Here is a 12,698-nt window from a genome sequence, read left to right on the forward strand (position 1 = left end):
CAGGATGCTTTATTTTCGCTTATAGAACTCTGTCGGAGGCCTGGTTATGGAGGTCATGCTATATGAAAAAGCGCTCCATTCAATGAAGCGCTTTTCACTGTCATTTCTCTACTATCTCTAAACATTCCAAAGCACGGGCCGCATTCACTCTCGCCACCTCGATTGAATCGGCAGATGACAGGGCGACAGCAACCCTTCTCCCTACCTTGGTAACCGGTTTTCCGAAAAGACGCACTTGTGTATTCGGTAAAGCCAAAGCTTGTTCAACACCGACTATAGAATATTCCGATAACTCATCTTGCGCTTTTAATGGACGGCTAGCACCTGGGGTGATCAGCGTGATTTCCGGGATCGGATATCCAAGTATCGCTCGAACATGCAGGGCAAACTCCGACAGATTCTGAGTCACTAATGTCACTAGCCCCGTATCATGAGGACGTGGGGAAACTTCACTGAAATAGACTTTATCCCCTGAGAGGAAAAGCTCAACCCCGAATAATCCGTACCCTCCAAGTTCATCTGTAATGGCATGGGCAATTCTTTTAGCTTCCGCTATTTGCGCTTCTGTCATATTATGCGGCTGCCAGGATTCAATATAATCCCCGCCCTGCTGAATGTGACCTATGGGAGCACAATACATGGTACCGTTTACGGCTCGGACAGTAAGCAGCGTAATTTCCGAATCAAAAGAGATGAATTCTTCAATGATCACCCGTCCATTTTGAACCCGGCCGCCTTCCATGGCAATTTTCCAGCACTCTTCCAGGTCACCTTCCGTTCGGCACACACTTTGCCCTTTCCCTGAAGAACTCATCAGCGGTTTTACTACATTGGGAAATCCGACTTCTTTGGCAGCTTGGACAAATTCTTCATAGGTATCAGCGAATTTGTAGGCTGCAGTCGGAATCTCCAAGGTTTCGGAAGCCAACCTCCTGATTCCTTCACGATCCATAGTCAATTTAGCCGCTCTTGCCGTCGGAATGACGTGAAAGCCTTCCTCTTCCAACTTGACTAATTCAGATGTAGCAATGGCTTCGATTTCCGGCACAATCAAATCGGGTTGTTCTTTTTCTACAATTTTCCTTAGTTGTTCCGCATCCAGCATATCGATCACATAACTGCGATGAGCGACTTGCATGGCAGGGGCATGTTCATAGCGGTCTACAGCAATGGTCTCCACACCAAGCCGCTGTGCTTCAAGTATGACCTCTTTCCCCAATTCACCCGAGCCCAATAATAAAATCTTTTTTGATTTATACATTCAGTCTCTCCTCCTCATACCTTTAAAATCATTATATACGAACTATAACTAATAAACATAAATATTTATTCGTATTTTCAATCGAATTTCCCGGAAAATATAAAGTAAACATATCTATTTCAATAATTTTAAATACCAACTTAACAAATAGGATTAATGTATTTTATACTACTTTTATATAAGGAACATATATAAGCTGACTAGTTCACTGGAGGCTCTCTATTCAACAAGAATAGGGGTTTTTTCGTTTTTATCAATGAGGGAGGATTGCACTATGCAAAAGGAATCGCTACGGACCATTTCCCCTATCATGAATGAGAAGCAAAATGGGGGCTTAGAAGATATGGAGTACCTAAATCTGCCGGACAGAATATTTTTCCACTGGTGCCAGCAGCAATACCGACTGAATAGAGGGGTTTACAACACGATCGATCGTTGGTTCTATGAATATGGCATTGTCCATATTCTTTACCGCCGGATCAACTTATTAGCCTTTTTGGAATTCGCTTCTACCCCTGAACAAGATGCCGGAAAAACAAAGTTCATTAAATTCGGCAATGGTGGACTAACGCAAAAGTTGCAGGAATTCATTACAGATTAACCTGAATCTTATAGGGCCCTTATCAGTAATATGCCCATTCTCCTCCTACTGGTAAGGGACACTTATGCGAATGTCGAAATTTGCAATACGAATGTTTTTGTAAATGTAAGCGCTTTCTATTATAATGAAATTAGGTTGGATGGCATGCGTGGCTGTCAAAGTATCTGGCGTAGGTGGGGCCAATACTAGCGCTAAGGGAGACAAACTTCCTTACCGTAAAACTATTAGAATTCCTTTTGGTAGGGGCTGCATTATTACTAAGACGAAAACTGGAGAACGTCCTTACTTTTTAGGCTTAAAGCGAGTTAATCATGCAATCGATAAGTAAAGCATAACTTTACTTATTCTTTGCAGCAGCCCTCATCGTTTCAAGTCTAATAGTTTATAAGACTAAAAAGCTCTACCCCAGGAAACGGAGTTGAGCTTTTTCATATGGTCAAAATTCACATATATAGCCCTGCTAAGAAAATCCCAAGCGATTTCTGATAAATCTCATCGAACTGTGATATAGGAAGGGGATTGGTTCCTTTGCCCAGCTCTACGGTAAATCCTGGCCTTCGCCAATCCTGAATGTACCAATCCTTATACCCTGCGTAACTATTGGCGGATTTGACAGGCTCATATCCACTGACCCTCGCAAACTCATTGACTATCGTTTCGGACTCGGGTGGTTCCAAATCTTCGAACCCCCAAAAAATGACCTCTCCTTGGGTATGGAAAGCAAGGACTTTGCCAAAATCGCGTTTTCTTGTCAACTCTGACATTGCAATCGCTTCAGGCTGCGTAAGTGGGCCTTCCCCAGGATAGTTTGCCGGACCTGGCTCCGTTACATTATTGCGCGCTTGTTCCAATTCCCATTTGGCGGGAAATTGATCATTCAGATCCACTCCATTGATATTGGCTTTCCAGCCAGAGAAGTCTTCGCTGCCATTATTCCATTCCACGAGCTGACCTTTCAATGACTCATCTGCAGGCGGGCCTTTCAGAACCAACTCCACTCCGTCCGGATTCACCATCGGAACGACCGATAACATCGTCTGTTGATAAAAAGGAAACATGGATAGACCGCGGATGTCAGCCTGATTCGTGATTGCGAGTAAATAATCATTTAAAAAGGTCATGACCACAGGTGTCGTAATCCACTCATTGGCATGAAAGGAACCATTATAGTGAACTCGTTTGTTACCATTTCCAATCAGCACTTCGGGGATATCCCTTTCAAGCACCGAGTCTCCAATTGGGGATGTTTTAATAAATGGATAGATATTTTTCAAACGTCTTACATCAGTCACCATCATCTCATAATCATATTCCTGGTTTCCTTGAACTAGCCTCCATGTTATCCTTAATGGCACAGAAATCGTTTGACCAACTTGCAGGGCATTCGGGTTGAGATTAGGATTAACCAAAAATAGGGCGTCCAATGAAAGATTACGTGATTTGGCAATTGCCCATAAAGAATCCCCTTGCCTAATCTTATGCGCGGTCGTCGTAAAGCCAGGAATCTTGATTTGCTGTCCTATCATAAGCGCAAGTGGATCAATCCCACTATTGGAATCAATGATAAGTTGGTAATTCACCTTGAATAATTGGCTATAATACCACAAGGAATCATTCTGCCTCACAAAAACGTCCATACTGCACCTCCTCTTAACCAAATGTATGCTGATTCGATTTAATTATTGCCAAAGCACCCGTGCCATCATGATAGGGACTTCATGATTAATGATCCTCACTCCTCAAATTGGGGGCATCATTCGGAATGCTTAAATAATGCTTGGTACTCCCATAGGTACCATCAGGATCCAATCCCTGATATCTTTTGAATTTCGCCATCCGATCTTCTTCTTTGACCCAGCCCAGATGCTTCAAGCGGATGTCAGATAACTTGTGAGGCATTTCAAAAACATTTCTCCAAATCTCCCGCTATGCTGCGGCCTATCGTTCCACTTGCATTCAAACCACTCACGTTACCTGACCTGGAACGGCCGATAGTACTGGTGAGCGCACCAGAGTTCATCCTCCTTGTAATGGGTTTCATTCCAAAAGTCAATAACCGGATTTTCTTGATCGCTCATCTTCATTGTCATCAATGAAAAAATGGCCAATCTCCATTCCCTCCACATCCAAGCGTTCAAGTTAGAGTAAAAGCTTTTGTAAAATATGTGGTTTCTGGTAAATTGGACTGCCTACTAAAACCCGTTTCTTTTTGTCATTAACTCCACCCTTTACCGATAAACTAAGTACCCAGCCCCCTATTGATCTGAAAGCATTACTTCCTTTACGAACATTTATAACTATATATTCATACCGAACTTGTTGGGTGTCAGTGATACCTTGTTCCACGCTTTATAAAACGATGGCTTTAATTCATCAACTTGCAGCACACCTTTTTGGCGTCCTATTTCTTGGGGTCAAGGTCAGAATATCATCGCCTTCCTGATGAACAGGACATCCCGGTATAAAAAAAGGCACCCATTCATGAATGGATGCCTTTTTGCTTTAAAAATAGATTGGGAGTTCCATATTTTACGCTTCTTGTGGTACCGCCAAGCCTAAACCTTCAGCTATGCGCGTTCCGTATTCCGGATCGGCTTTGTAAAAATGGCTGATTTGACGAAGCTTGATTTCTTCCAATTCAACAGGTTTCATTGCGCCCACAATCGTTTCGACAAGGCGAGTTTTCTCTTCCGCACTCAATAGACGGTATAAGTCACCTGCTTGAGTGTAGTGATCATCACTATTATGACCCACTTGTGCAGCTTTTCCAGTCACCTCGAAAGGAGTGACTTTATTTTCCGTTGATTCTGCAGGACCGCCAAAGCTATTCGGCTCATAATAAACAGATCCCTTTCCATTGTCATCCGCCCGCATGAAGCCATCACGCTGGTAGTTGTTCGCTTCGACTTTCGGACGGTTAACCGGAAGCTGGTTGTGATTCGAGCCTACACGGTAACGGTGTGCATCTCCATATGCAAATAGACGTCCTTGAAGCATCTTATCTGGGGAAGCTTCAATTCCTGGCACGAACGTCCCCGGTGAGAACGTGGCTTGTTCCACTTCTGCAAAATAGTTTTCAGGATTTCGGTTCAATTCCATACGGCCAAGCTCGATTAGCGGATAATCTTTTTGAGACCATACCTTCGTTACATCAAATGGATCGAAACGGTATGTATCCGCATCTTCCAAAGGCATGATCTGAACATATAATTTCCATGCAGGGAAGTCCCCTTTTTCAATGGCATTGAAAAGGTCTTCCGTATGGTAATCAGGGTTTTCACCTGCTAGTTTTGCAGCTAGATTCACATCAAGGTTTTTGATGCCCTGTTCTGTTTTGAAGTGGTATTTCACCCAAACGCCTTTCCCTTCATCATTCACCCATTTAAATGTGTGGCTTCCGAAACCATGTGTATGACGGAGTGTAGCAGGAATGCCCCGGTCGGACATCAGGATCGTTACTTGATGTAAGGATTCTGGTGAATGTGACCAGAAATCCCAAACTGCAGTCGGGTTTTTCAAATGTGTTCTAGGATCTCTTTTTTGTGTATGAATGAAATCGGGGAATTTAATCGCATCGCGAATAAAGAATACAGGCGTATTATTACCGACGATATCGTAGTTTCCTTCTTCCGTGTAGAATTTAACGGCAAATCCACGCGGGTCACGGACTGTATCGGCAGATCCCAATTCACCGGCTACTGTAGAGAAACGGATAAAAAGATCTGTCTTCTTGCCTACACCATTGAAAAGTTTAGCTTTCGTATACTGAGAAAGGTCGTTCGTTACTTCGAAAGTACCGAATGCACCGGCACCTTTCGCATGAACTACACGTTCAGGCACACGTTCACGGTTGAAGTGGGCTAGCTTTTCCAACAAGTGTACATCTTGAATGAGTACAGGACCGCGTTCGCCGGCAGTGATTGAGTTTTGATTATCTCCAACTGGTGCTCCCCAGCTTGTAGTAAGGTTTTTCTTGTTCGTCATTATTGAACCACCTTTTTCATTATTATTTATGTATATAATGATAAAGCTTCTCAGAAAAAAATCAATACTTATTTATAATAATTTTAATATAATAATCAATTCATTAAGTCACCATTAATATTTCACCCCAAAACATACCCATAATATGGATTACTCGTACTTTATAAATGTTGGTTGTACAACATATAAACAAATTAATATTCCTAATAATGGTATACGACCCTCATGCCCAATATTCCTTCGTAATAAGTGTTTTTATCATTTCTCCTACTAATGGGATAGTAAACGAGAATGAGAGATAGATGCTTTCTTGATACGATGCGGCTGCACCTGGTTCCTTCTATTTATTTTATAACAATCCAGATGATTCTCCTGTGACTTTGTTCACTTCATTAGCCTTTATTTACATAAAGTGTAGAAGGATGCATTTTGTTGATTCCCGATTTCATCAGACTTGATCCATTCACGTACATTTTGAATTTCAAAAATCCATGAATTCCTATAAAAAAATTGACTGAAACAAGGTATCCATATGAGGACATCCCCCTTATTTTGCTAGAGAAATTGTAAACATACTGGTTTGTATTCGTATAGAAAATAAGATACTATTACGTTAAAATGACCGTCCAATAAGAGTAAGGGTGATATAAATGAATGAGCGGAAACAACAGGTAGTTAAATATGCACACCAATTATTTATCGAAAAGGGTTATCAAGCAACATCCATTCAGGACATTTTGGATTATAGCGGCATTTCAAAAGGAACATTTTATAACTATTTTTCTTCTAAAAGCGAATTGCTTAAGGCAGTCTTCCTGACTACCCTAGAAAAATTAGAAAAAGAGCGGAATGAATTGCTGATTGGGCAAAACCTTGGAGATATTGAAATATTCATCAAACAATCCGAATTGCAAATGCACTCCAATAAAAGTAATAAACTCTTTTCCTTATATGAAGAAGTAATGATTTCGAATGATACCGAACTTAAGAACTTCATAACCCATGCTAAATTCCAGCATATACATTGGCTATCAAAACGGTTTCTGGATATTTTCGGCGCTGAGAAAAAACCCTATATTTTGGACTGTGCCATTCTTTACTCGGGGATGATGCATCAAACGATTCATTTTAATGCCTTGGCTAAAGAGCCCGATTTCAACCCTACTGAAGTTATCCGTTATTGTGTGGACCGGATCAAAACCATTTTCGAAGATGTTAGCCAGTCTGGCGTACAGCTTTTAGAACCCGATCAAATCAAGCAATGGCTGCCGGAGTGCTTCAATACACAGCAGGATTTTCATACAGCACTACTGCACTCTGCAAACGACCTAAAAAAGATGATCTTGAAGCTATGTCAAGATGATGAAGCTGAACGGGTGAAAAACTTAAAATTAATTCACTTTATCCAAGAGGAATTTTTACAAAACAGTGATCCGCGAACCTTTCTCATCGAAAGTGCCCTGCTTTCCTTAAACACCAATCCAAAGCTGAAAAACACATTGGAGTTAAGTGAATTCGAAAAGATCATTGCCATCAACTAATGGAATAAGACCCTAAAAGGGTCCTTTTCTTTTCCGGGGGGAGTACATATCCGCATCCCTCTTTTTTGTGACAATTCTGCAAACATATAACTGAAATTCATGAAATTTTAGTATAATGACTTGTAGTAAAGTGACTTCAGGAGGAGTTTTTCATGAACATAATAATGCGCTTTCTTATCAACGGGCTGGTATTGCTCGTTATTGACTGGCTTCTCGACTCCATCACGATCAAATCTTACGGTACAGCCCTGCTGGCGGTTTTTATATTATCAATCATGAACTTGCTGGTTAGACCCATTCTGCAACTTATCACATTGCCGATCACCATCCTGACGTTCGGGTTGTTTTCTTTCATTATCAATGCCTTCACATTTCAAATCACCTCCTATGTAGTGAGTGGCTTTGTAATAGATTCTTTTTGGGGAGCTTTAATCGGATCATTTCTATTGAGTTTCATTCAAAGCCTTCTTATAAAAAAGAGTAAAAAAAACCGTCAGTAGGATGCTGACGGTTTTTCGTATCCATGTCATTTCCATAACGGCCTTCGATATTTCCCGGGCTATTTCCCTAAATTTCGCTAACCCTCACTAGCTGTATTCTCTCATTTTTGACAATCCAGAAGGAGAAGGCACCATTTATCCATAACTTTACATATACATGCTGACTTTTCTGGAAGTGGGTATGAATCGATTTATGGAGGAATGACATGTTCACAAAACATGAACCAAGACTTATCCTGTCCATTTTACTCGTGCTGGCATTCTTTATTCCCGCACTTTTCGGCACCCCTTCACTAGCCGCGGCTGGCGATGGCAGCTTGTCATCTCCTTTCTCCGTTTCCCAAGCCATTGCAAATCAAGACAGCACGATTAAAACGGTCAGTGGCTATGTAGTGGGACAGCCCACCTCTGCTAACACCGTAGTCACGAACAGCTATCCAAATGATTATGCCATAGCCTTAGCAGAAAGTTCCGCGGAAACAAACATTGCCAATATGGTATATGTTCAGATCCCATCTTCCTTTCGACCTGAATTTGGGTTGAAATCGAATCCTTCCTTAAAAGGAAAAAAAGTCACCGTAACCGGTGCACTGAGTGCATATTTCACCCATCCAGGCTTAAAAGATGTTTCTGCCATGGTTTTAGGGAATGATTCACCAGAACCGGAGACACCCGGGGTCGGCTCATACTATGAATCAGCCAGCGGAAAATCAGGGGCTTCTTTAAAAAGTTCCCTCCATGAAATCATCGATGACCATACGGAAATATCGTATACAAATGTCTGGGACGCTTTACGGAAAACCGATGAGGACCCGAATAACGCCAATAATGTCATTCTTCTTTATACAGGGCGTTCTCAAGGAAAAACAATAAACGGATCTGGTGTCAATGATTGGAACCGTGAACATGTCTGGGCAAAATCACATGGCGATTTTGGCACCACTTTAGGACCTGGCACCGATCTACATCACCTTCGGCCGACTGATGCGTCCGTCAATAGTACAAGAAACAACCTGGACTTCGATAATGGAGGTTCTGAACACACCGAAGCGAAAGGAAATTACTATGACTCGGATTCTTGGGAACCTCGCGATAGTGTCAAAGGGGATGTCGCCCGAATGCTGTTTTATATGGCGGTTCGTTACGAGGGCGATTCAGGGGAAGTCAATTTAGAGCTAAATAATCAAGTGAACAATGGTACAGCCCCGTATCATGGTAAATTGGCTGTCTTACTGGAATGGAATGAACAGGACCCTGTAGATGCCTTCGAGCGTAACCGAAATGAGGTCATTTATAATGAATATCAACATAATCGCAACCCTTTCATAGATCATCCGGAATGGGCCTCCGCCATCTGGCAATGATAAACAAAAAGCTGTTCCTTTACATTGGGACAGCTTTTCATCGGGAAATAGTCTAAATTTTTGGAAAAATCACATAATTATATTTTGTTTAAATAACATTCCATTTAGTTATATAAGATTATTATATAATGAAAACAGGTAAGATCCCCTTCGTGGTAAGCGTTTTCATTTTTTGCTTTACAATCTCCCTATTAAAATATATTATTTAGTTGTAATATTATGTGAAAAATCAATAAATAATATGTATTCAGCTCTACTAGTGATAAAATGCTAGATAGAGAAAACTTCACTCCAACAAAGAAAAGGGGAAAATTATGCAAAACTCCAAAGAATCTCAACTGCATAGAGGTTTGGAAGAAAGACATATCGCATTAATGTCTCTTGGCGCAGCCATTGGAGTCGGTTTATTTCTCGGCTCGGCATCTGCGATTAAACTAGCCGGCCCAGCTATCATTATTTCTTATGCAATTGGCGGGCTTATGATCTACCTTATCATGCGGGCACTAGGGGAAATGGCGATAAAAAATCCTGTCGCAGGCTCATTCAGTCGCTATGCAAGCGAATTTGTCGGCCCTCTTGCCGGATATATAACCGGTTGGAATTACTGGTTCGTTTGGATTGCCACCTGTATGGCCGAAATTACGGCAGTCGGAATCTATATGCAATTCTGGTTCCCGGGAACTCCACAATGGGCTTGGGCGTTAGCCGCACTTGCCATCATGACAACGATTAACTTTCTTGCTGTAAAAGCTTACGGTGAATTGGAGTTTTGGTTCGCACTAGTTAAAATCGTTACGATCATCCTAATGATCGTTCTTGGCTTCGGGATGATCATCTTTGGACTGGGGAACGGCGGAATCGCGGTTGGATTCGGCAACCTTGTTGAACATGGCGGATTTTTCCCTAATGGGATTTCCGGTGTCATCCTCTCTTTCCAAATGGTCATGTTCGCCTATTTGGGAATTGAAATGCTCGGTGTAACCGCAGGTGAAGTCAAAAATCCTGAAAAATCTCTAAAAAGAGCCATCGATACCGTCTTTTATCGAATCTTACTTTTTTACGTTTTAGCTCTGACAGTCATTTTATCGATCACTCCATGGGATCAAATGAATGGAGAAAACAGCCCATTCGTTATGATGTTTGATAAAATTGGTATACCAGGCGCAGCAGGAATCATTCAGTTTGTCGTATTGACAGCGGCCCTATCATCTTGTAACAGCGGGATCTTCAGTACGGGAAGAATGTTATTCAACCTAGCGCAGCAAGGTGAATCACCAAAAAGTTTCGAACGTACAACAAAGTCGGGCGTTCCTGGCGTTGCCATTATCGTTTCGGCTGTCGTGCTTCTTTTCGGTGTTTACCTTAACTACATGGAAGCCGATAAAGTTTTCAGTTACGTGACAAGTGTCGCCACATTCGGTGCACTCTGGACATGGGGAACCATACTTGTCACACAGATTATGTCTAGACGAAAAATGAGTCCGGCGGAAAAACAAGGCTTAGGTTACAAAATGCCTCTTTTCCCATTCACTTCTTATTTCACTCTAGCCTTTTTAGTATTCGTAATGGTTGTACTCGGCTTTTCAGCAGATACAAGAATCGCTCTAATCGTTGGTCCGATCTGGATCTTACTGTTAGTGGTCCTGTATTATGTGACCGGTTTGCATAAACGAAAAAGATAAATGCCAGAGGGTGCCAAACGAATTTGTTTGGGCACCCTCTTTTTTTCTTCCTTTACCTTTTACCCCTTCTTTTCAGCGCCCAATGGACCACCGCTCCAGCTCCGCCTAAAATAATGAGGATAGGCAAGTTTCCTATTATGAAAACAATGATTCCCGAACCCGCTTTAAGTAATAGATTCGCACTCGTTGCAAGTTGTTTCTTCGTTCTCTCCCATGTATTCAATTCCTTATTATCAAGACCCGGTACAACAATCCGGTCCTGTATGAACGTGATTGTAACCGTTGAATATGAAGTCTGGTTTTCAAGATACTTCATTTGCCCGGTCAGCTGCTCTATTTCTTCTTGAACCACGGCAAGATCAGATGATATTTTCAACAGATCTTCCGTCTTCTTAGCGTCCTGCATGAATGCAAGTAACCTTTCCTCCACAGCCCTCTTTGACTTCAACCTTGCTTTTAAATCTACATATTGCTCCGTCACATCCTGTCCTGTAACATTCCTTCCGACCACTTCTGAAGCCTCGCCCTCGCTATCGGCTAGAAAATCCTGAAAACGGGCCTCGGGGATCCGAACAGTGATGGTTCCTTCCACCAATTCTTCATCTTCCCTGTATACATTGGACTCGACAACATATCCGCCATATTCATCCACCTTATTCTCAATCTTCATTTGTGCCTTTTCAAGGTTCTTCACTTTCAACTCTAGCTGGGCTTGATGAATGACCTTTCTTTCATCCGTCACCCCTTCTTTTTCCACGACTTCTTCCGGCTCCTTATTCTCAGAAAAGGAAGCGTCCATTTTACTGCTCGCCTTTTCATCCTGTGATTCCGATGCTGAATCATCTTTTTCATTACTGCTGCATGCAGCAAGTAAAAGGAACAAACTGAACAAAAGCATCATTTTTTTACGGTTCATCGGTATTCCCCCTTTTCTTAATAGTACCGACGTAAAAATTGGAAGAAAGTTACACTTCTTGATTAAAGGGCATGTTTTATTTTCAGATGAAAAGGTAAAGGTATTAAGAACATCCAAACAATGAAGAAAGAAGATGATTGCATGATGAACTACGGAAAATTAGCTAAAAGTGTTTTGGTACCTGTGGTCGGAGGTTCACTTGTAGGGATATTCGCCACAAGGAATTCAAAAGAAATTTATGACAAACTCAAGAAACCTGCTTTTGCTCCTCCTTCCTGGACCTTCCCCGTTGCTTGGACCGGCCTTTATACGATTATGGGAATAGCGAAATATCGCATTGCATCCAAAGAAAAAAAATCGAAGTCAGCTGAACTCCTCTACGATACTCAACTAGGGTTGAATTTCTTATGGTCTTTTTTATTCTTCAAATGGGGTTTGCGCGGAACAGCATTTATTGAAATGGCTGCACTGCTGACCTTGATTACATTAACGGCATTCGAGTTTTATAAAATAGACCGTACATCAGGTTTAGCGATGATTCCCTATATCGCATGGGTCACCTTTGCATTGGGATTAAACTTTTCCATCTTCAGAAACAATTGATCAAAAAAGGAGCGCCCCTTGTATTAGGAGCGCTCTCTTTTAGGTTCACGAGTAAATTCACTTAACTCACGAGTAAATGTCCAATTTTCACGAGTAAACCCGCTTAACTCACGAATAAATGCTCAATTTTCACGAGTAAACCCTCTAAACTCACGAGTAAATGCTCAATTTTCACGAGTAAACCCTCTTAACTCACGAGTAAATGCTCAATTTTCACGAGTAAATCCGCTTTACTCACGAGTAAAC

The 12,698-nt window shown here is 41.7% G+C and carries 12 protein-coding genes; 6 read left to right on the top strand and 6 right to left on the bottom strand.

All coding sequences use genetic code 11. The features are described from left to right. Nucleotides 1–100 precede the first annotated feature (100 nt). Nucleotides 101–1,261, bottom strand: coding sequence for a phosphoribosylglycinamide formyltransferase 2 (gene purT / locus QUF78_RS24840; RefSeq protein WP_289326780.1), 1,161 nt, complete (start codon nucleotides 1,259–1,261; stop codon nucleotides 101–103). Between the two features lie 274 nt (nucleotides 1,262–1,535). Between purT and QUF78_RS24845 the strand changes: the two genes are divergently transcribed. Next, nucleotides 1,536–1,862: a hypothetical protein gene (locus tag QUF78_RS24845; RefSeq protein WP_289326781.1), complete on the top strand. Its 327-nt coding sequence runs from the start codon at nucleotides 1,536–1,538 to the stop codon at nucleotides 1,860–1,862. A 443-nt stretch (nucleotides 1,863–2,305) separates the two neighbouring features. Here QUF78_RS24845 and QUF78_RS24850 read toward each other — a convergent pair whose 3' ends face one another. The 4 genes from QUF78_RS24850 to katA all read right to left on the bottom strand — a co-directional run bounded on the left by QUF78_RS24850 (nucleotide 2,306) and on the right by katA (nucleotide 5,846). Continuing rightward, nucleotides 2,306–3,499, bottom strand: coding sequence for a M14 family metallopeptidase (locus QUF78_RS24850; protein ID WP_289326782.1), 1,194 nt, complete (start codon nucleotides 3,497–3,499; stop codon nucleotides 2,306–2,308). 85 nt (nucleotides 3,500–3,584) lie between these two features. Then, entirely contained in the window at nucleotides 3,585–3,761 is a 177-nt protein-coding gene (locus QUF78_RS24855) for a hypothetical protein (RefSeq protein ID WP_289326783.1), read from the bottom strand. Between the two features lies 1 nt (nucleotide 3,762). Beyond that, a complete protein-coding gene (locus tag QUF78_RS24860) occupies nucleotides 3,763–3,903 on the bottom strand; it encodes a hypothetical protein (RefSeq protein ID WP_289326784.1) in 141 nt (46 codons plus the stop codon). 488 nt (nucleotides 3,904–4,391) lie between these two features. After that, entirely contained in the window at nucleotides 4,392–5,846 is a 1,455-nt protein-coding gene (katA, locus tag QUF78_RS24865; protein WP_289326785.1) for a catalase KatA, read from the bottom strand. A 650-nt stretch (nucleotides 5,847–6,496) separates the two neighbouring features. Here katA and QUF78_RS24870 point away from each other — a divergent pair. From QUF78_RS24870 to QUF78_RS24885, 4 genes are all read left to right on the top strand, one after another. Further along, nucleotides 6,497–7,387 (top strand): TetR/AcrR family transcriptional regulator, encoded by an 891-nt coding sequence (locus QUF78_RS24870; protein WP_289326786.1) that lies wholly within the window; start codon nucleotides 6,497–6,499, stop codon nucleotides 7,385–7,387. Nucleotides 7,388–7,539: 152 nt separating this feature from the next. Beyond that, nucleotides 7,540–7,887, top strand: a complete 348-nt coding sequence (locus tag QUF78_RS24875) for a phage holin family protein (protein WP_289314575.1) — start codon at nucleotides 7,540–7,542, stop codon at nucleotides 7,885–7,887. A gap of 206 nt (nucleotides 7,888–8,093) precedes the next feature. Continuing rightward, a complete protein-coding gene (locus QUF78_RS24880) occupies nucleotides 8,094–9,251 on the top strand; it encodes an endonuclease (RefSeq protein WP_289326787.1) in 1,158 nt (385 codons plus the stop codon). A gap of 314 nt (nucleotides 9,252–9,565) precedes the next feature. Continuing rightward, nucleotides 9,566–10,933 (top strand): amino acid permease, encoded by a 1,368-nt coding sequence (locus tag QUF78_RS24885; protein WP_289326788.1) that lies wholly within the window; start codon nucleotides 9,566–9,568, stop codon nucleotides 10,931–10,933. 52 nt (nucleotides 10,934–10,985) lie between these two features. Here QUF78_RS24885 and QUF78_RS24890 read toward each other — a convergent pair whose 3' ends face one another. Continuing rightward, a complete protein-coding gene (locus QUF78_RS24890; RefSeq protein WP_289326789.1) occupies nucleotides 10,986–11,849 on the bottom strand; it encodes a DUF4349 domain-containing protein in 864 nt (287 codons plus the stop codon). A 120-nt stretch (nucleotides 11,850–11,969) separates the two neighbouring features. Here QUF78_RS24890 and QUF78_RS24895 point away from each other — a divergent pair, with 120 nt between their 5' ends. Beyond that, nucleotides 11,970–12,452 (top strand): TspO/MBR family protein, encoded by a 483-nt coding sequence (locus QUF78_RS24895; protein ID WP_289326790.1) that lies wholly within the window; start codon nucleotides 11,970–11,972, stop codon nucleotides 12,450–12,452. Nucleotides 12,453–12,698 lie beyond the last annotated feature (246 nt).

Origin of the sequence: Peribacillus sp. ACCC06369 (assembly GCF_030348945.1) — a bacterium.
Taxonomy (GTDB): Bacteria; Bacillota; Bacilli; order Bacillales; family DSM-1321; genus Peribacillus.